The sequence below is a fragment of the Photobacterium damselae genome (genome assembly GCF_003026815.1).
Lineage (GTDB): Bacteria > Pseudomonadota > Gammaproteobacteria > Enterobacterales > Vibrionaceae > Photobacterium > Photobacterium damselae.
The window spans coordinates 62,171-83,230 of record NZ_PYOG01000013.1 but is presented as its reverse complement, the minus strand read 5'-3'; the positions used below and the strand labels follow the sequence as shown (position 1 = coordinate 83,230).

The following is a 21,060-nucleotide window of genomic DNA, read 5'->3' as shown; positions in this document are numbered from 1 at the left end:
ATGCACAAAAATAGCTCACTTCATATCATTATTTTGTGCAGTAGGTAGAAATATACCCAGCGTTCTCAAAAAATGAGATTCAGTAAAAACACTGGGTATGTATATTTAAAGTATTATAAATTTTTTAGGGCTTGTTTAAGCTTTGTTGCTTGAGCCGGAGTAAACCAGGTCGTCCACGTTGATTCATAATCTGTGAGGAAATGCTCCATTGCAATTTCACCATCTGCTTGGTTTTCTTCCATCCAAGCAAGTAACTCATTCATTTGCTCATTAGTAAGTGCTCGCTGTTGTAAATACTTGAGAGCATCACCAGCTTTATTAGCAAAAGACTCCGTAATAACCGTATCAACTTGTGAGGTTGGGTACATAGATGGCTTTGGATCTAAACACGTATCTTGAGTTAAACACGATTTAAAATATTCAGGATCGGTACCAGAATCGAAATCGACTTTAACCATTTTATATTTACCTAAAACCGCTGTTGGTGCCCAATAGTAACCAAACCAAGGTTGTTGGCGCTCGTAAGCTTTGGCAATAGAACCTGCAAGTCCCGCACCTGAACCGGGATCAACTAATTCAAATCCAGCCTGCTTTAACTTAAGAGCTCGAAAAATATTACCCGCAGAAATCTGACAATTCCAACCTGATGGACAAGTATAAAATGCTGATTTACTTTGATCTTCTGGATGAGCAAATAGTTTAGCGTGTTTCTTAATGCCCGCAATAGTTGCTAAAGAAGGATCTTTTTCTACCATATAGGCTGGAACCCAAAACCCTTCAACACCACCATCGGCAAAAGGCCCACCAATTAAACGTAAGCGCTTATCTTCGACACCACGATCTAACGCAGCTTTCATCGAATTACTCCAAAATTCTGGCGCTATATCGGGCTCCCCTTTTTCAATCATAGATGTACCTGTAGGCATCGTATCGCCTGGCACCAATTCAGCACTACAACCAAATGCATTATTGAGGACAAATTGATCTAAGTTGGCGAGAAATGAGGCTGAGTTCCAATTCATATCAGCAATCGTTACTTTGCCGCATTCGTTGGCTTGAGCTTGAAGAGAAAAGCCGAGGCTTGAGAGTAATAAAACAGCTAATGTTTTACGCATTGTATCGTCCCTATTTATATCTAACTAAATAAAAACTCGTCATCAATTCTGAGTTTCTACTGATTTATATCCATACAAAATCCTTTGTATACTAAACAATTATAGAGCCTAAATCAAAATTTAAACCTAAATATTTCGGGATACATAGAACTTAAAAAAACATAATTTAGTTAGAGCAATAAACATAAACACTATAGAACTCTCTTAGATCCCCCATTTTTACTTACATCAAAATTTCACTTTACCCTCTCTTACACAGGGCTAATTCAACTCTATGATTCTCCTGAGATACTCGCATCAGAGGCTACTTTAGGTATAAAATCTTTACTAATTTTTATTAATGGGATGAAACGATGTATAAACTTGTTGCCTTAGATATGGATGGCACCCTACTTAACTCTGAACATAAAATTACTGAACGTAATAAACAAGCCATTAGCGCAGCTCGTGCTAAAGGTGTTCATGTGGTTTTGGCATCTGGTCGTCCATTAGAGGGAATGCAAACCGCCCTTCAAGAATTAAATATGACCAGTGATGACGATTTCGTACTGAGTTACAACGCATCTCTGGTACAACGCATTGCAAGCCAAGCGGTTGTACGCAGTAATATTTTAACGGGAGCTGATGCTAAACGTATTGCCCGTAAAGCCAAAGAACTGGGTGTACATGTTCATGCTTTTTCTCGAACTGAAGGCCTTATCACACCAGAGCACAACTATTACACTGATCATGAAGCAAAGATCAATGAACTCTCCATCACATTAAAAGACTTTGAAACATTAGAAGATGATGAAGAGATCATGAAAGTAATGATCATTGATGTACCGGAAAAATTGAGCGCCGCTCATGAGCAACTTCCCGAAGCATTTTTTAAAGACTACACCATAGTAAAGAGTGCACCATTCTTCCTTGAGTTCATGAACCCAAATAGTAATAAAGGTACAGGCGTTAAAGCATTAGCTGATTATCTTGGTATTGATGCAAGTGAAGTAATTTGCATGGGTGATGCAGGTAATGATCATCACATGATCAAATATGCAGGATTAGGCGTTGCAATGGAAAATGCGTCAGAAGATACCAAAGCGATTGCTAACTATATTACAGATACTAACGATAATAGTGGCGTGGCCCAAGTTATTGAGAAATTTATTCTTAACGCTGAATAATTATCCCTTGATTTATAAAATATAATATAAATAAACGGATAAATAAAAACCCAGAATATCTACATACTCTGGGTTTTCTTTTTTACTCATTAAATGCGTTAAATTTGATAACGCTGAGCAAGTACCGACGCGTTATAAGCCAACTGTTGATAATATTTTCGTTCAAACAAATGTTCGCTATCGGCTAAGCGAGCCAGCATACTACTGTCTATCCGCTGACGATTTTTATTAAATAGTGCTGCATCAAGTTTTCTACGGACTTCGTCATCCGATGTCATTTCGAAATGTTGATACAATCTCTCATATAAATATTGCGTATGCTGTATATCCATAATTTTATTTCGTCGCTAAACGTACTGTATTTACATCAATAATTCGAGTTGACCAATCTTTATCAACTTCACCAGTAATTACAATATTCGTTTCTGGTGTCACATTGATACCATTCCATTTGTGATGGTCGATTTCAATCACAATTTGACCAGTATTATCTTTAAAAGTGTAATCTTCATCACCTAAAGAATTAACAATATGACCTGTCAGTTCGACTTGTGCATCATCATTAGCTTGTAGTGCACCATCTACTGTTTTAATAATATTTGCAGCTACAGGGCCTGCAAAACCGCCTTGAGCAGGAACTGCTTGATTTGCAGCAAAAGTTGCGCCTGAAGCAAGAAGAAGAGCAGATGCTAAAATAATTTTTTTCATAGTCCAATGTCCTAGCAATAATTTATTATAATTACATGAAGCTGGTTGAGTGCTTCTCTCTAAGTTGTAGTTATAGTAACGCTAACGAAATTAATTGAAGATGAACAAATTCGTTAATTAAGATTTTTTTTTCGATGTGTTGATATTGGCAGGATAAATGTGAAGAGATCGTGAAGTATGAGAAAATTAAAAATAAAATGGCATCTTTTTACAGAACTCTGACAAAGATACCATGCATAAAATTACGACTCTAATGAATATGATGCTAAGAAGATTGATACAACAGTCTCAACCTTATCAGTTAGCTCTTTCCCTTCCGCATTTGGGGCTAATGTCATCACTTGAGGCCAAAATAACAACCCTTGAAACAAACTAACATAAATATTAGTGATTAAATTTAGGTTAGTCTCTTTTAATTTTCCAGCCATCATTGCGTCATGAAACCACTGCGTAATCGCCTTATTACTATAAATCGTTTTAACAAGGTTATGAGCCATTTCAGGTTGGCGCATAAACTCCATAACAATAGTTTTAGATAGAGGAATACCATAAGTATTATAGAGAATATCAACTTCTTTATAGGTGATTTCAGTTAATTGCTCTTTTAATGTTTTTCCCTCAATATAAGGATATTGAATCGCTTGATTCACTTCATCTTGAATAATGGTCAAAACAGATTCAAACAACACCTCTTTACTTTCAAAGTGTCGATACAATGTCCGCTTTGAAACTTCTGCTGCTGCACTAATTCTATCCATATTTGCCGCTAAGAAGCCATGCTGAATGAATTCTTCTTTTGCTGCATCAATAATCGCAAGATGTTTCTGTTCGGAGCGTGTCATTTTTGTTTTCATTTGCTCTCCTTCTATTGCGATAAGTCTATCAATTTCGCATTAACAAGTACACCAACTAGTTTACTTTTCCCATATTCACTATAAAATAAACTCAAAAGTCTACTTTACAGCGTTCGATTAAAATCGAGACGCAGTAAGCTGACAAATACAATCATAAATGGCGGGTCGCACCTGACCCTATCTGTTACGGAGAAAATAGGTGAAAACAACAACTCATATTTCAGCACTAACAAACCTAAAAGTAAGTACTCTTGCTGTTAGCTTAGCACTGTCTTCTTTAGTTATTACAGGCTGTGGCAGTGAAGAAAGCACAGCAGTACTGCCTCCTGCAGTAAAACCTGCGTTATCAGAAGTAGTCAAAGCTCATGCTGATGATGAACTGAGCTTTAATGGTGTCGTTCGCTCAGCTCAACGCGCAGATCTAGCTTTTCGTATTGGTGGACGTTTAACTTATATTTTCGTTAAAGAAGGTGATCAAGTTAAACAAGGACAATTATTAGCAAAGCTCGATGATCGTGACGCACAAACTGCGTTTGAATCGGCACAGCTAGAACTTAAAAATGCTCGTGCTGAATATCAGCGTGGTAAAGCTATCTTTGAGAAGAGCCAAGCGATTGCTAAAAGCAATCTGGACACATTAACGACTCGCTTTAACCTAGCACAAAACCGCTTAGAAGAAGCCAAACGTCAACTTGAATATACCCAGCTCAAGGCGCCATTTGATGGCATTGTTGGTCGAAAAATGGTCGACAATCATGTTCAAGTACAGGCAAACATGCCAATTATTGCAATACATGATGTACAGAACCTTGAAGTTGTCATCAATATTCCTGACACCGTTATGCTTTATGGCCTAAAAGAGACCAAGGCAAAAGCGGAACTATCAAGCATTCCGGGTAAAGACTTTGCTTTAAAACTGCGCACTTTTGCTACGCAGGCAGACCCTGTGACTCAAACTTATGCCGTTGTATTAGGTTTTGAAGATCTAAAAGGCTTTCGGGTACTACCTGGTATGGCAGTAAAGGTAAGTCCTGCCGATCCTGAGATTAAACTGCCTCTTGAAACAACCATTACCGTACCATTAACAGCCGTTGTTCCTGATAATCAAGGAAAGCAGTTCGTATGGGTCGTTAATGATAAAAACCATGTTGAAAAACGTTACGTAAAGGTTGGTGCACTTAGCAGTAGCCGTATTGAAATTACTGAGTGCCTTGTCCCAGGGGAACGTATCATCATTGCCGGTGTTGCTAGTTTAAAAGATGGTATGCAAGTTCGCCCTTATACTGATGATAATAGCGGAGCATAATCGATGGATATTGCTCGTTACACCATAGCAAAGCGTACTAGTGTATGGGTTTTGATTGCTCTAACCCTCATTGGTGGTTATATCAGCTACCTCAAACTAGGACGCTTTGAAGATCCCGAATTTGTTATTCGCCAAGCGGTCATTAATACCCCTTATTCAGGAGCGACTGCACAAGAAGTTTCTGACGAAGTAACAGATGTTATTGAAGGGGCCGTACAATCTCTACAAGAATTAAAAGAGGTTAAATCGGTTTCCAAACAGGGGATGTCGGAAGTTACCGTTGAAATCAAGCTAGAGTTTGCAAAAAGCTCTGCCGATTTACAACAAGTCTGGGATAAATTGCGCCGTAAAGTTAATGATGCTCAGCGCCAGTTACCGCCAGGGGCTGGACCATCTATTGTTAACGATGATTTCTCAGATGTTTATGCATTATTTTTTGCGGTAACCGGGGATGGGTTTACCGATAAACAGCTACAAGACTATGTCGATAGCCTACGCAGAGAATTAGTTCTTGTCCCAGGTGTTGCTAAAACAGCCACACTTGCAGAACAACAAGAGACCATTTTTGTTGAGATCTCTAGCGAGCGTTTAGCACAATTTGGGTTATCGGCGGAGAAAGTCTTCCAAGTTCTTCAAAAACAAAACTTGGTAACGGTTGCTGGCAGTATCGAAACCGACTCAATGCGTATTCCAGTTATTCCAAGTTCTAGTATTCGTTCATTTAACGATCTGAAGAACTTACAAGTAGGCGTAGGTGAAAACAACACCGTATTAAGACTGGGTGATATTGCAACCGTAAAACGAGGGTATAAAGAGCCTTCGTCTATGTTGATGCGATACAACGGAGAGCGGGCGATTGGCTTTGGTATCTCCAATGTAACAGGTGGTAATGTGGTCGATATGGGTGATGCGGTTAAAGCTCGTATCGCCGAATTAGAGGGTCAGCGTCCTTTGGGGATGGAATTGCATGTCATCTCCATGCAGTCTGATTCAGTTCGTGATTCTGTTACCAATTTTATCGATAACTTAATTGCAGCCGTTGTTATTGTATTTATTGTACTCCTAGTTTTCATGGGCCTACGCTCAGGGATCATTATCGGTTTTGTCCTACTGCTAACCGTTGCTGGAACCCTGTGCATCATGCTCATTGAAGATATTGCGATGCAGCGTATCTCTCTTGGTGCTCTGATCATTGCATTGGGTATGCTGGTTGATAACGCCATTGTAGTTACAGATGGTGTCTTAGTTCGTTTGCAAAATAACCCCGAAGAAGATCGTGCAACCATTGTTTCAGATATAGTGAACTCGACCAAATGGCCACTGCTTGGTGGTACTGTCGTTGGTATCTGTGCTTTTAGTGCTATCGGCTTATCACCATCTGATATGGGCGAATATGCGGGCTCACTATTTTGGGTGATCTTATACTCTATGTTCTTAAGTTGGGTATTTGCAGTCACTGTCACCCCAATGCTCTGCTATGACTTCTTAAAAGTTAAGCCAAAGGTACCAGGTAGTAAGCCAAGTAAAATGGTAACGGGCTATAAGACAGTATTAACTTGGGTGCTAGCGCATCGAGCTATGAGTACTACACTGTTACTAGTGATGCTTGGCGTTGCTGTTTATGCTGTGCGCTTTGTACCACCTGGTTTTATGCCAGAGTCCCAGCGCCCACAGTTTGTGGTTGATGTTTATCTTCCTCAAGGTTCTGATATTAAGCGAACCGAAAAACTGGTTGCACAAATTGAACAAGATGTAAAAGTCAAAGAAGGCATTACGAATATCACCAGCTTCATCGGTGGTGGCGGTTTACGCTTTATGCTGACTTATGCACCAGAGGCTCGTAACCCAAGCTATGGTCAGTTATTGATCGATATTGATGACTACACCAAAATCGCTCCGCTGCTTGGTAAATTACAAAGCGAGCTTGATGCAAAATATCCAGATGCTTCAATTAAAGTATGGAAGTTTATGTTAGGCCGTGGGGGTGGCAAAAAGATTGAAGCCGGCTTTAAGGGCCCTGACAGTAAAGTACTACGACAATTAGCAGAGCAAGCAAAAGCAATCATGCTAAACGATCCTCAACTGATTGCGGTACAAGACGACTGGCGACAACAAGTACCAGTCCTTCGTCCTGTCTATTCAGCAGAAGAGGCTCAGCGCTTTGGTTTAACTACGCAAGAAATAAACCAAGCGATTGCTCAAACCTTATCTGGACGAAATGTGGGTGTATATCGTGAAGGTGATGATCTGATCCCAATTGTTGTACGAGCACCACAAAGTGAGCGCGATCATCAACGAGCGATTGAAAATACAGAAGTATACAGTCATACCGTTGGTGGATTTATTCCTGTTAGTCAGTTGGTTGAATCTGTAGATGTGGTTTGGGAAGATGCGATATTACGTCGTATTGACCGTATGCCAACTCTGCTAGTTCAGGCCGATCCTGCGCCAGGAGTACTAACCGCAGATGCATTTAATAATGTTAAAGATAAAATTGAAGCAATTGAGCTACCACCAGGCTATCAATTAACTTGGTATGGTGAATATAAAGCTTCAAAAGATGCTAACGAAGGTCTTGCTATTTCAGCGCCTTACGGATTTGCAGCAATGATTTTGTCGGTAATCTTTATGTTTAATGCCATTCGCCAACCTCTGGTGATTTGGCTAACAGCTCCGCTGGCATTAATTGGTGTAACAATAGGCCTAATTATCTTCCAGACTCCATTTGAATTTATGGCGATTTTGGGATTCTTAAGCTTAATCGGTATGATGGTTAAAAATGCCATTGTATTGGTTGATCAGGCCGACGCTGAAATTTTAGAAGGCAAAGCGCCTTATCAGGCAATTATTGATGCGGCAATTAGTCGTGCAAGACCAGTATTGTTGGGTGCATTTACCACCATATTAGGGGTAGCGCCACTTCTTATTGACCCGTTCTTTAAGAGCATGGCAGTAACCATTATGTTTGGTTTACTCTTTGCTACTTTATTAACCCTACTGGTTATTCCTCTATTTTATGCCATGTTTTTCCGTGTCAAAGTAGAGACAGCATAAATAACAGTGAAAAAAATAGCGGGAGTATGATGCTCCCGCTATTTTTATTCCAAAAGTTGGTTACAGCTATTTTACCGTTGAAGAGTTCAACAATGGCTCTAATGATTGCGCCAACTGATCTTTGTAACCATCAAGCCATTCATATCGTTCACGATACATTTTTCGCTTAGGACGCTTAATATCTTCCATTGCACGACGTTTAGACTCTAATGGCAATTGATAAAACCATTCATCATAAACCTCTCCATCATGCTCTTCCCATAACTGATCATAATTTAAATTGATCGTTTGAGCTTTTTTGCCATAACGCTTGGCATTATAGATATGGCCTGAATTCTTCACCGCATAAAGGTGTGGGATATGTAATAACTGAGCCAGTAACTGCATGGTTTCAACCATAAAAGACTTTGGACGCAAACCGTAAAATGCTTTTGTAAACTTACGACTAAACCCATTATCATTCGCCCCACCTTGCATACAGCCAATATAAAAGTCACCAGCAATATAGGTAAATGCAATAACGTAGTATTTATTATGCTGTTCATCACAAAGAGATAGGGTCAATTCACCTTCTTTTCGTGAATTACGCTCAAAACTTAGTGTTACAAAATAACGTTCTTCATCAATCGACAATTCACAAAGAACCACATTATCTTGATAGATTGCGCATTGGGCTTGAGCTGTAAATACTTGTTCAAACCATTGATAATGATTAATTAAAATATCAACACGCTGGTCTTTAGTAAAACCGTCTCTGAGATAAGGAGTAATACACTTAGTCACGAAATTAGGTTGCTTTTCAAACAGTTTCAAGCGGTTACCTTGATGAAAATACGCACTCATTCTTTTAAACTGAGCGGCATGAATCAGTGCTCTCACCATGTACTTTACAACCGCCTTGTTCTTTCCCGATTTTTTATGACGGTTCGCCAATTGTGCCTGTTCGTATAAATTCATAACCAAATAATTTCGACTTAATATTCCCAAGTAGCATTATACATAATAAGAATAAATAACAACAAACCCATAGAGCTTGGTTTTGTATGTTTTTGTCAAACAATCTATGCCTACCATGCTATCTATGATACCAAAATGACATCAAGGTGTTGAAATAGCTGTATTATTAGTTAAATTTAGAAAGTAACTTAAAGTAACAAAGCTCTCTGGACTGCTAGCACACTACCTCTATGCAGAAACATGATCTTAAATGAGTTAATTGACTTAAATATAATGTTGACGCAATGCACAAAATATTCATTACATCAAAAGCAAACGTTTACACTAATAAATAACCTCTCTATTCTTTCGTCCTCTTTTCCTATCCATAAATTAATTTACCAATGAAATTAACGGCAGTATCTCTTATCTCTATACTCTTTTTTAGTAGTTCATCTCTCGCGAGCCAGGCCCAACAGCCATATCATGCCAGTCTGATCATTAAAAACGGTCAGATCTTAACCATGGATAAAAATAAAAAAGTTATTGAAGATGGCATCATCGTCATTGATCACGATAAAATTATTGCAATTGGAGAGGAATCACTTCTGTCTAAGTATCAATCAGAGCATACGATTGATGCTAAAGATGGGATTGTCATGCCAGGAATGATAAATACTCACAATCACTTACCTATGATTGCCTTTCGAGGATTAGGCGAAGAAGGCATTGAAAATCGACTATTTGCATATTTTTTCCCTCTGGAAAAAGAAAAGCTCAGTCGAAATGTTATTTATCAAGCAACCCGCCTTGGGACGCTTGACTTAGCACAAAGTGGCGTCACTACATATGCAGATATGTACTATCATATGGATGAAATGGCTAAAGCAACAAAGGAAATAGGCCTGCGAGCGGTATTAGGTGAAACAGTCATTAAGTTCCCCGTTGTCGATGCCCCAAAACCTTATGGTGGAATTGAATATGCCAAAAACTTTATTGAACAATATAAAAACGACCCGTTGATTACCCCAGCTTTTGCACCTCACGCGGTATATACAGTTTCAGAACAAAAACTAAAAGAAATTAATATCTTATCTGAAAAACTTAATGTGCCTATTTTGATCCATACCAGTGAGTTTAATAACGAAGCTGAACGTATCAGTGATAACACAGAAAAATTGAGTCCAATTGCTTGGCTAGAAAAAATAGGAGTTCTGAATAATCGAATGGTATTAGCTCATGCTATTCATTTAGAGCCAAATGATATTAATCTAATTAAACAATCGGGTGCTGGCGTTGCTTATAACCCAATGGCAAATGCAAAAGGTGCAACCGGTATTGCACCTGCTTGGCCTATGTATCAGCAAGATATTGCAATAGGGCTAGGCACTGATGGACCAATGAGTTCAAATCAAGTCGATTTATGGCGTACATTAAGTTATGCAGCGAATATGCAACGATTAAAATATCAAGATCGAACGATTATGATTCCAGAGCAAGTCATTGAAATGGCAACAATTGGAGGAGCAAGAGCACTTCATATGGACAAGCAAATAGGTTCGCTAGAAGTAGGGAAAAAAGCCGATATTATTATTGTCGAAACACAATCTGCAAACATGCATCCTAATTATAATCCGTACGCAACTCTAGTTTACCAAGCCAACCCCAGCAACGTAGATACCACAATCGTCAATGGTAAAATCATTATGCACAACCGCCAAATAATGACGGTAGAGCCAAGTGATATTTATCAGAATATGTCACTTATCGAGCAAGACATTACAGCATTTGCTAAAGAGTTAGCTAAAAAAGCCATTAAGTCTCCAAGTTTGATGAAGTAATTCGACTATATCCAAGCCAGATAACACAGTCAGTTATAGAGAGAATAGATGAAGCTATAAATAAGGTTTAGGAAAACAAAAAGAAGGGAGCAAGTACAATGCAACTTGCTCCCTGATTATGACTAGCATAAGGGAAATAAAATAAGACCAGAGCATACAACTTACTGATTTAACCAGTTAAATGGGTCGGTTAACCAGATAAAATCAATAAGTTTGTATCTATTTACACTATAAATTTCGAGCAATCGCATGAACAAGCTTACCTGCTAACTTAGCGGTACGATGCTCATAATCAAATTCAGGGTTTAACTCAGCTAAGTCAACTAACTTCACTTTGCCACTTTCCATAATGTACTTGAGAGCCCACTCTACAACAGAGAGACTGACTCCCCCCATATTCGTCATATTGGCAGCAGGGGCAACAGTAGAAGAAAACACATCCATATCCACGCTCAAATGAATATGATCAACACTGTCAATAAATCCATCTAAAACTGCTTGAACTTTCTTCTTATTGCGTGTTGTCATCTGATTATCTAATAACCAGCGACATCCCAATTCATCGGCTAATTTAAACATGGCCTGAGAGTTAGCATGCTCACAAATACCAAGACCTAAATAATTAAATTCACGACCTTTTTCTCGGCTGTAATTTGCAGCCATATGAAAAGCAGAACCCGGTTTCATCGACAATGCAGGTCTAAGTTCAAAGTGGGCATCAAAGTTAATGACCCCGACACGAACACACTGAGCAATATCAGTCTCTGTTGTCGTCTTATCTATATGATGCAACTGAGCCATAACATCGGACACAGCCTGATAACTAGCAACCGAAATTTCATGTCCACCACCAAGAACGACAGGCAATTGTCCTTGTTGTAATAATTCACATAAAGTCAAATATTGCTGTTGAGCAACGGCAGTAAAATGACTTTGTTCGAGTTCAATATTACCTGCATCATAAACAGGTAAATGTCCGTGAGTATGAATTTTTGGTAATACTTGGCGAATACTTTCAGGACCATCTTTGGCTTCATCTCGGCTGCGATGAAAACCAAGGCTTAAGTCCGATACTACCCCCAAAAGTACAATGCCACGCTCTCGCTGTTGAGCATAAGGAGTAATGAACATGCGTGATGATGCCGTTTTATGTTCTATCTGTTCAGACATAAATAGACGCTTTAAATGATCAACAAACATCGATACTTCCTTAAACTCAATATGTTATAACAAATACCACGCAGCTTAGTGCTGAGGTGGTAAAGCGCGAGCAGCTTGTAGTACACACATGACTATTTTGTTTTTACGACTATTAATTCGCTCAGCAGGAGCCATCACACTCACAGCACCAGCGACTTTATTTCCGATAAATACAGGAGCACTTACACCTGAAACACCAGGGTCAATTTCGGAGGTACTAAGGGCAAAACCATCTTGCTTGATAAGTTCTAACTCTGTCATCCACCGATCAATTTCAAACTGATCAGTAATGCCGTAATGCGCTAAGATCATCAGCTGACGAGATAAAGACAAATGAGCCAAGATCACTTTTGCTGATGCACCACGAATCAATGGCTGGCTTTGGCCTTTTTCATAGCTACAACGTAGGGCATACGGGCTATCAATACTATCGACACACAATGCATTAAAACCAACAGGCACCATATAAGCTGACATTTCACCAGTTTGCTGCTGTAAACGCTTAAGAACAGGTCGAACACCATCAGGTAATGGCGAATGGGTATGAAAATTGCGCTGTAGTTGAAGAGCTGCAGGGCCTGCACTGTAAGTATTTTGACTATGATTCTCTTCTACTAAGTTCCAGCCACGTAACAGTGCTAAATAACGATATAAACTGCTGATTGGCATTCCCGTTTCATTACTTAACTGCTGAGCATGTAACGGTTTATTGGATGCTGCAATATGAATTAAAACTTGCAGCAACTTCTCATTGGCGCTTAGGGAATAAGTCACAATCATTTCTCGGTATTTAAGTGATAATGAAGTTATAACCACCCTAAGTCATAGAGACAAGTCAAATTCTTACAATATAAGAATTAAATAAAAAATTTATCGCTTAATTCTCGCATATTGAGAAAAAAGAGAATTAAAATAATTAATCAATATTTTCACCTGATGAAAATACAAAAATATTACCCGATTGCTACATTCCCAGAACATAGAGCTACAAAGATAAAATTTTGCGCGATCATCTTATGCACACTATTTAAGAAACTATTTAAATTTGCCTGACAAATGTCTTTTTTGTTGGTTTATATAGGTAAATACTAGCCTTATAGGGACTCTAGCTGATAAAATTGGGTGGTTAATATACCCAAACCCGAACAAAGAGAGTTATTCCTCATGGGAAGAAAATTCGAAGTACGTAAGCTGTCCATGGCTAAAACACAGGGCGCTAAAATCAAGGTTTACTCTAAATATGGTAAAGAGATCTACGTTTGTGCAAAAAACGGTAGTCCTGATCCAGAAAGTAACCTAGCACTTCGTCGCCTAATCGAAAAAGCGAAAAAAGACCAAGTACCTAGTCACGTAATCGAAAAAGCGATCGACAAAGCGAAAGGTGGTGCTGGTGAAGATTACGCAACAGCTCGCTATGAAGGCTTTGGTCCTGGTAACTGCATGGTTATCGTTGACTGTCTAACTGATAACAACAACCGTACTTTTATGGATGTTCGTCAGTGCTTCGTGAAGAACAACGCGAAAATTGGTAGCCCAGGTACTTGTGGCCACATGTTTGAACACCAAGCTGTGTTTGAATTCAAAGGCGAAGATGAAGAAGTGGTTCTTGAGAACCTTATGATGGAAGACGCTGACGTGACTGACATCACTTGTGAAGATGGCGTGATCACTGTTTACGCACCACACACAGAATTCTTCAAAGTTAAAAATGCTTTAGCAGCAACTATGCCTGAAGTGACTCTAGATGTTGAGGAAATCTCATTTGTTCCTCAAACAATGGTTGAGCTTGCTGGTGACGATGTAGCATCTTTCGAGAAATTCCTTGATATGCTAAACGATTGTGATGACGTTCAGAACGTTTACCACAACGCAGAAATTGCAGACTAATACCAATCTGAGTCGTTAGTTGTTCCATTCTCCTGTTATAAGTACTATAACGGAGAGATGAATAAGTAATTAGTTAGACTGATATTACTCTGTAAAGAGATTAAAAAAACCGAACTTCATTGTTCGGTTTTTTTATATTCTTTTCTATTTAGTTAAAAGAGATAACTAAACTGTACACCCATTAAGAACGCATTTGCGCGAGTAACAGCGCTGATTGCACCCAGTTCAGGCATTTCAGGCGATAAGTATTCCGTTACATTTACATCCTCACCACGAACATAAGCGGCACCAAAATCAAAGCTCGCATTTGGCGTATAATGATAGGTCACACCTGCAGAATACCATTGACGATCTGAATCAGGAATCGAAATGGATTTAAGCTCATCGACAGGACTCTTATCAAACATATAACCAGCACGTAGTGTCCATGTATCATTTAGATAGTAAGTACCACCTAAAGCGTAATGCCATGAATTCTTCCATTCATATTCTTTGATCGCTAAATCTTTTGATGATACTTGGTCAAAATCACGCCACCCAATCCACTGAACACTGTAGTGCATAGCAAATTTATCAGTTAAAAGATGATAACCAGAGAACTCAGCAATATCAGGCAATGGAACAGTAATCTCATCATGATCTTTACCTGCAATCATTACATCGCCCTTAGCTTTAAGATCTGGACTATGTCGGTAGCTAACACCAAAACGATGGTTAGCGTTTAACTCGTATACCGCACCAACGTTCCAACCAAATGCAACACCCGAAGCATCAATATCAATCACATTTGCGCCAAAGTGATGCTTGCCTAAATTATAGTGTTTATCATTATATGATGCGGATAATGAAGCATCGAAACCGGCATCACGATAGAGTTCACCTACCCCATAAATGATGTCTAAACCCGCACCTAAACTTAAATATTGATTAATACGATAAGAAGCGCTTAAACCTAAATTCATGCTCTTAACTTGAGTTTTACCACCAAAGATAGAAGCCGGATAATTGCTCTTAAACTCAGTACCTGTTCCAAAGTTTGAAAATGCAGCAATACCTACAGCCCATTTATCATTAATTGGTCGAATATAATAAAAGTTCGGTACAATTTCTGTTGGTCCGATTTCAGATACATCAGCAATTGGCGTAAAAGTTGTATTAGGTAATATATCGACCGAATCGTATTTAGGTACATAAATATCAAATTCAGGAATAGCAGGCAGTTTTGGAACAGAAATATGATCTGGAATATCTTGCCAAGCTATTTTAGTTTCTAATCCATGCTTTTCTAAAAAACCATTGATTGCAGTCGCAGCCATTCGTTTACATAACTGACCTTTACAATCTTGATCAACCCCAGGAAAGCCTGCAAAACCATCAAAGTGAAAAATAGACTCTTTATCAAAGTTAGCATTGATATTAGCACCTGGCGCTTGATACTGAGCATTTTTAACCGTGACATCAGTATCGATAATCGTCATACCAACAGACATCGCAGGACGCTTAAACATCGCCATAGCAGCAGGGTTTCGAGCAAGCACTGAGGCGTTATCAGCAATAACAGCTTCACCTGCAAATGCACGGCCTAAACCGGTTGCAGAATGTTCATTAACTTGAAATCCACCAGCAGTTGCAGTACCACTTACGATAAATGAAATAACAGACGGAAGTAATAATAGCTTCTTATTCATTGTGTTTATATTTAATTATTTATTGATTTATTAGAGTTAACTTTTATATGAAATTAATTTATTCATATATATTAAAAGCTAAATGAATCGGGATTATAAAGAAACGATTAAACAATAAGTCATTAGACCAGTAACAATATACAAAATAAAAATATATGGCTTGTTCAATTACAAATATTTAAATATAAAAAAGCCGATAGAAATAACTATCGGCTATGTGTAATGGCGAAATATTACAAAGGCCAATGTTCAAAATAAATATGATTAGCCTGCCAATCTACTTTCTCCTGATTATCAGAGAGTAAATACTTAGCTACAGTAAAAGCAAACTCAAAACTGACGCCTAAACCACGACCTGTAATAAAGTTATCTGCCACAACTACTTTCTGGATACGAAAATCACCATCATCAAACTTATCTGCAAGTTTATCACCAGTAGTATAAGGACGACCTTGAAATAAATGATGAGCGGCTAATACTTTTGCTCCAGATGAACATAAAGCACAGATGTATTTGTTAGCATCAATATGACGCTTCAAAAATGCAATCACACTGGTATTTGCAGTGAGATTATCGGTACCTTGAGGGCCTCCCGGCATCATTACTGCGTCATAGGTCTCATCAAACTTCTCAATAAGTGTGTAGTCAGCAGTGATCTTAGTTTTAAAATAAGTATTTAATGCTGTTGTTTCCATGCATGATAAGACATCTACTTCAATATCAAGTCGACGCATAATATCAATAAAAACAACCGCCTCCCCTTCTTCAAAACCATCAGCAAGTAAGACTGCAACGCGTTTAGTCTCAGACATTATCCTCTCCTATTGTTGAGTCAGTTTTACAGCTTCACGCACATTATGCGCAATCAAATCCCAATCATGGGCATTAATCGCAGCGGTTGGTGCAATCCAAGTTCCACCACAAGCAATGACTTGAGAGATAGCCAAATAATCTAATAAATTCTTTGGATTTACTCCACCTGTAGGCATTAACTGAATCTGACTGTATGGTCCAGTTAATGATTTCAGCATATTAATACCGCCAGATGCTTCTGCTGGGAAAAATTTTAGGGCTGTAACTCCCAACTCAAGAGCTTGTTCAACAAGGCTTGGGTTATTAACGCCAGGGATCATCTTAATATTATTTTCAATGCAATATTTTACTGTAGTTGGGTTAAACCCAGGACTAATAACAAAGTCGGCCCCTGCAGCAGTAGCTTCATCAGCTTGTTCCTTGGTTAACACCGTTCCGGCACAAAGAACAATATCAGGAAACTCGGCACGAATACGACGAATTGACTCCGCCGCTGCGGCTGTTCTAAACGTAATTTCAGCAGCAGGGAGACCATTATCAATAAGAACTTTAGCTAATGGTACTGCATCATCTGCATTATCAATCTGAATTACAGGCATCACTTTTAAGTCACGTAACTTCATTAGCCATTCTTTAGTCATCATAATTAACGTCCATCAATTCTGTTAAATAACGAGTGTAAGCTGTTGGAATAACAGCACCTTTATGCTGAATTACTTGCGCTGCTAGCTGATTACCCCAATGGCAGCTTTCGCTCATTGACATGCCCAAGGCCCACGAAGCTAAATAAGCAGCATTAAACGAATCACCGGCAGCCGTGGTATCAATAACGTTATCAACTTGGTTACCAGCAACAACACCTGACTGACCTAGTTCAAACCATTGAGCGCCCTCTTTACCCATTTTAACGACAACTTGCTCGACACCTTGTCCTTGTAGACGTTTGGCAATGATTGAAGGTAAACTATTGACCGAACCATGCAGTAGATCTTCATCTTCTGCGGTTACTAAAGCCAGATCAGCCAAACTATAAAGCTGCATCATCCACTCTTTAGCATTCATTCTGCTGCGCCATAAACGAGGACGATAATTAGAATCGATAGCAATTTTAACGCCGCAAGAACGGATTTCTGCTAAAGCTTCTAATAATTTAATTTTGCCGTGATCAGGTAAAATAGCTAAAGAAATCCCAGATAAATAAACAAGATCGCAGCTTTTCATGTAGTCGATAGCGGTACAAAACTGAGGATGATCACACATTTGACGAGCAGCAGAATCATTACGCCAGTAGTGGAAACTTCTTTCGCCATTAGGATCAATTTCGATGGCATACATACCTGGCAATTTACGAGTTTCTCGCAATACATAATCGCAATTAATGCCTTCTTTTTGCCATGCATCAACCATGTAATGGCTATAGTTATCAAGACCCAAAGCGGTAATATAAGCAGGAGCCAAACGCGGTAATAAACGAGATAAATAAATCGCCGTATTTAACGTATCACCACCAAAATTTTGCTCTTGTTGTACAAATGGTTGGCCACTGAGCTCAATCATGCACTCACCAATGATGGCGATTTTTTTAGATAATGACGGGAGTTGTTCCATCAATCTCTCCAATACGAAAATAAAAAAAGCTATGTTTAACCGTTATGGGAAACGCCAAACATAGCTAATAACGGACTCAAAAGAGCATCAATGAATATGAGTACCTTTGGTTTAGAACCAATTAGGGGGAGAGATACTCAAAAATTTATAATCGACCTTCGCTACCACAAACTCGGATCTTATCCATAACAACTTGCTTCATCGCATTTTTGCCAGGAATAATGTAATGACGAGGATCATTAGCATTAGGGTTTTCAATAAAGTATTGTTTTACCGCATCAGAAAACGCAATTTTAAGTTCTGTCGCGACATTAACTTTGGTGATACCTAACTCAATACAACGTCGAACATCAGCATCAGGCACACCAGATGCACCATGCAGTACCAACGGAGTGTCAGTTTTACTGCGGATAATGCCTAAGCGGTCAAAGTCTAAACGCGGCTCTTCTTTATACATGCCGTGAGCTGTACCAATTGCAATTGCTAGAGAATCAATCCCAGTTGAACGGATGAACTCCACTGCTGCATCAGGATCGGTATACAAAGCATCTTTTGCATCAACAATCAAATCATCTTCTTGACCACCGAGGCGGCCTAATTCAGCTTCAACTGAACAGTCCCAACGGTGACAAAATTCAACAACTTGACGAGTTAGAGCTATATTTTCTTCAAAACTGTGGTGAGACCCATCAATCATGGCTGACTTAATGCCAGCTTCCACTTTTTGGCGAATATCAGTAAAAGATTCATGGTGGTCAAGATGAAGCGCAATAGGCATTTCATAACGCTTCGCCGCTTCCTTACAAATTCCAACCAGATAATCAGTCCCAGCATAAGTAAAAGTGCCAGGCGTACCCGCTAAGATCACAGGAGAGCGCATCTCGGCAGCAGTCTCTACCACTACCTGCACTGTCTCTAAATTATGAATATTGAACGCAGGAACAGCATAGCCACCCATTTGCGCCTTGTGCAGCATTTCGCGAGATGAAACCAAAAACATAGAAAACCTCAAATCCTTCGTTAACTTTCGATAAAGATACTATTCGAAAACAAAGATAAATAAAAAGATCTTGATCACAGATACACTTTCAAATCAAAAATAAACAAGAAAAGAAAAAGAAAAGTACTTTCGAATAATTTCGACTAATGCGCTTTCACAATAAATTATTGGTTATACCGATGAATAAACAAAAAAGAGGAATAAAAACACTGTGAATAAAGCCGAAACGCCTATCTTGATAGTTATGAGCTTCGGCTATTAATCAGACAATCTTTAAAATTTAAAAGAAATGGGACATTTTCGAACTATAACTGGTGATCCCTTTGCGTAATAAATTATTTTTTGGTCGTTCGGCTCGCCCCAAGACCAATTCAAGAGCTTTATTGAGATATGATTGTGATTCTAAGCGGCGAGAAAGAGGAGTTTGCTGCTCGGTATATTCATGTCGGAATGTCACTACAATCTCTTTCGTTTCGAAAACTCCTTTAATATTGGCTTGAATGGCAGGAATATCAAAATCATATCCTTGTTGTTCTATCATCAATGGGGTTTCTTTCGCGTGCCATAAGTCACAACGATTCCCTATAAATAGAGCAATATTTAGAGCTCGTAAAGACCAAAAGCTGCTTGCAGGTCCACTGTAATTATCGACCAAACGGCCGTCATCTTGGAACAAACCTTGTGTTGGTGCACCGTATTGCATCGCGCCATTACCCACAAAATACGTTAGGTTAAGCCTAAATGCTCGTTTCGCCTCGCCCACAGAAAGAGCAGAACTATTTTGATCAATCGCCATTAATAACGGGGCAGCTGCAGCTAAACGGTAACACGCACTGCGACCAAAAAAAGGCAGTCCTTGCGGCGTAAAGAAATAGCGGTATCCAGAAACAAAATCACTTAATGATTGGCGAATAAAGTCGGGGTCAAAGCTCGGGTCTATCTGATCTAGCCAATATAAAGAGTAATGGAACCCCCAAGCATTGTAGTAATCATAATTGCCTTTTGCGCCATCACGGAACCAGCCATCTCCAACGTAAAAAACTTTGATCCGCTCATACTTATCATGATCAACCAGCTCTTCGCCCGTTAAAGCTTTTAAAACCACCTGTACCGTTAATGGAAATAAGTGCCAATTATTATCAACTGTAATTAACGAATTAACCTGCTTAAACCACTGTACTATCTGCTGCTGCTCAGGCGCGCTATAGTGTTGCCATACCCACTCTTTTGATAACCATAAAGCCAACGCCAAATCAGCTGATTCACAAATACGTTGATCACAGTTATGTAACGTCCCCCAATAACCCGGATGGGTTGGATTTGTGCCCGCTAAAAAAGCTTGAGATAGCAACGATGCAATATCAATCGATTGACCATCTAAAGTTGTCATCTGAGTTTGATTGCTAAAATGAAGCCAAGCGGCAAGAGTTGGTAACACACGACTTACCCCTTCTACAGCATCGGTACGAGCACTTTGCTGACTAGGACGGCCAGGGTAATAAGCGTGAGAGTGGTCCCATACACTGTAATGACAAAACGCTTCGGTCACATATTGGCTTAAACTGTCGCATAATACGCGTAGATCTTGTTCTTGCTGGAAAAGCTGCTGAATATGGTGGTCATGCTTTGCGTAACGTGGCTTTTTCACTTTTAACCGAACTAAACGCTGCTTAAACAGATGCCAATACATCTTTGCATCCGGGTGCTCATATGGAACTACGGGTCGTTCTGTTGCAGTAATATGCTTAATCGAATCAATATGTGATTTAGTCTCAGCTTTTGGGGCTGAGGTTGGCGTCTGAGGTGTTTTCGTTGTCATTTTTCTTCCCTATCATGACGTTTAAACCAACCAAGGAACTGATTGGTATTATCAAAGCAACTCGT

18 protein-coding genes are annotated in these 21,060 nt (G+C 39.1%); 5 read left to right on the top strand and 13 right to left on the bottom strand.

Annotated features, from left to right (window positions below; translation table 11 throughout):
* Positions 1-113: 113 nt before the first annotated feature.
* Positions 114-1,115, bottom strand: coding sequence for an ABC transporter substrate-binding protein (locus CTN07_RS12915; protein WP_005306069.1), 1,002 nt, complete (start codon positions 1,113-1,115; stop codon positions 114-116).
* 353 nt (positions 1,116-1,468) lie between these two features.
* Here CTN07_RS12915 and yidA point away from each other — a divergent pair, with 353 nt between their 5' ends.
* Entirely contained in the window at positions 1,469-2,281 is an 813-nt protein-coding gene (gene yidA, locus CTN07_RS12910) for a sugar-phosphatase (RefSeq protein WP_005306073.1), read from the top strand.
* Positions 2,282-2,379: 98 nt separating this feature from the next.
* Here the strand turns inward: yidA and CTN07_RS12905 are convergent, their stop codons facing one another.
* From CTN07_RS12905 to CTN07_RS12895, 3 genes are all read right to left on the bottom strand, one after another.
* On the bottom strand, positions 2,380-2,613 hold the full coding sequence (locus CTN07_RS12905; RefSeq protein ID WP_075985072.1) for a hypothetical protein: 234 nt from the start codon (positions 2,611-2,613) through the stop codon (positions 2,380-2,382).
* 4 nt (positions 2,614-2,617) lie between these two features.
* A complete protein-coding gene (locus CTN07_RS12900) occupies positions 2,618-2,989 on the bottom strand; it encodes a YgiW/YdeI family stress tolerance OB fold protein (RefSeq protein ID WP_005306076.1) in 372 nt (123 codons plus the stop codon).
* 242 nt (positions 2,990-3,231) lie between these two features.
* Entirely contained in the window at positions 3,232-3,843 is a 612-nt protein-coding gene (locus tag CTN07_RS12895; protein ID WP_005306079.1) for a TetR/AcrR family transcriptional regulator, read from the bottom strand.
* A gap of 199 nt (positions 3,844-4,042) precedes the next feature.
* On the opposite strand from CTN07_RS12895, the gene CTN07_RS12890 reads away from it, so the two are divergent.
* Both CTN07_RS12890 and CTN07_RS12885 read left to right on the top strand, forming a co-directional pair.
* On the top strand, positions 4,043-5,149 hold the full coding sequence (locus CTN07_RS12890) for an efflux RND transporter periplasmic adaptor subunit (RefSeq protein WP_005306082.1): 1,107 nt from the start codon (positions 4,043-4,045) through the stop codon (positions 5,147-5,149).
* Positions 5,150-5,152: 3 nt separating this feature from the next.
* Complete coding sequence (locus CTN07_RS12885; RefSeq protein ID WP_005306085.1) at positions 5,153-8,203, top strand: efflux RND transporter permease subunit; 3,051 nt, start codon at positions 5,153-5,155, stop codon at positions 8,201-8,203.
* 66 nt (positions 8,204-8,269) lie between these two features.
* Here CTN07_RS12885 and CTN07_RS12880 read toward each other — a convergent pair whose 3' ends face one another.
* The gene (locus CTN07_RS12880) at positions 8,270-9,160 is read right to left on the bottom strand and encodes a VirK/YbjX family protein (RefSeq protein WP_036765860.1); all 891 of its coding nucleotides are present in this window, start codon (positions 9,158-9,160) and stop codon (positions 8,270-8,272) included.
* Positions 9,161-9,543: 383 nt separating this feature from the next.
* Between CTN07_RS12880 and CTN07_RS12875 the strand changes: the two genes are divergently transcribed.
* Positions 9,544-10,980: an amidohydrolase gene (locus CTN07_RS12875; RefSeq protein ID WP_005306090.1), complete on the top strand. Its 1,437-nt coding sequence runs from the start codon at positions 9,544-9,546 to the stop codon at positions 10,978-10,980.
* A 228-nt stretch (positions 10,981-11,208) separates the two neighbouring features.
* On the opposite strand, the gene CTN07_RS12870 is transcribed toward CTN07_RS12875, so the two are convergent.
* A complete protein-coding gene (locus tag CTN07_RS12870) occupies positions 11,209-12,180 on the bottom strand; it encodes a formimidoylglutamase (protein ID WP_005306093.1) in 972 nt (323 codons plus the stop codon).
* 45 nt (positions 12,181-12,225) lie between these two features.
* Entirely contained in the window at positions 12,226-12,960 is a 735-nt protein-coding gene (locus tag CTN07_RS12865; protein ID WP_005306096.1) for an IclR family transcriptional regulator, read from the bottom strand.
* Between the two features lie 384 nt (positions 12,961-13,344).
* Between CTN07_RS12865 and CTN07_RS12860 the strand changes: the two genes are divergently transcribed.
* On the top strand, positions 13,345-14,067 hold the full coding sequence (locus CTN07_RS12860; RefSeq protein ID WP_036765862.1) for a YebC/PmpR family DNA-binding transcriptional regulator: 723 nt from the start codon (positions 13,345-13,347) through the stop codon (positions 14,065-14,067).
* 152 nt (positions 14,068-14,219) lie between these two features.
* Here CTN07_RS12860 and CTN07_RS12855 read toward each other — a convergent pair whose 3' ends face one another.
* The 6 genes from CTN07_RS12855 to CTN07_RS12830 all read right to left on the bottom strand — a co-directional run bounded on the left by CTN07_RS12855 (position 14,220) and on the right by CTN07_RS12830 (position 20,995).
* Positions 14,220-15,755 carry an outer membrane protein transport protein gene (locus tag CTN07_RS12855; RefSeq protein WP_005306101.1) on the bottom strand — a complete coding sequence of 512 codons (1,536 nt, stop codon included), beginning with the start codon at positions 15,753-15,755 and terminating at the stop codon, positions 14,220-14,222.
* A 233-nt stretch (positions 15,756-15,988) separates the two neighbouring features.
* Positions 15,989-16,567 (bottom strand): DJ-1/PfpI family protein, encoded by a 579-nt coding sequence (locus tag CTN07_RS12850; RefSeq protein ID WP_005306104.1) that lies wholly within the window; start codon positions 16,565-16,567, stop codon positions 15,989-15,991.
* A 9-nt stretch (positions 16,568-16,576) separates the two neighbouring features.
* Positions 16,577-17,209: a bifunctional 4-hydroxy-2-oxoglutarate aldolase/2-dehydro-3-deoxy-phosphogluconate aldolase gene (locus tag CTN07_RS12845; RefSeq protein ID WP_005306107.1), complete on the bottom strand. Its 633-nt coding sequence runs from the start codon at positions 17,207-17,209 to the stop codon at positions 16,577-16,579.
* Positions 17,202-18,176, bottom strand: a complete 975-nt coding sequence (locus tag CTN07_RS12840) for a sugar kinase (protein ID WP_005306110.1) — start codon at positions 18,174-18,176, stop codon at positions 17,202-17,204. Before CTN07_RS12840 ends, CTN07_RS12845 begins: the two co-directional genes overlap by 8 nt.
* A 145-nt stretch (positions 18,177-18,321) precedes the next feature.
* Complete coding sequence (locus CTN07_RS12835; protein WP_005306113.1) at positions 18,322-19,176, bottom strand: tagatose bisphosphate family class II aldolase; 855 nt, start codon at positions 19,174-19,176, stop codon at positions 18,322-18,324.
* A gap of 280 nt (positions 19,177-19,456) precedes the next feature.
* On the bottom strand, positions 19,457-20,995 hold the full coding sequence (locus CTN07_RS12830; protein ID WP_005306117.1) for a DUF2264 domain-containing protein: 1,539 nt from the start codon (positions 20,993-20,995) through the stop codon (positions 19,457-19,459).
* Positions 20,996-21,060: the final 65 nt, after the last annotated feature.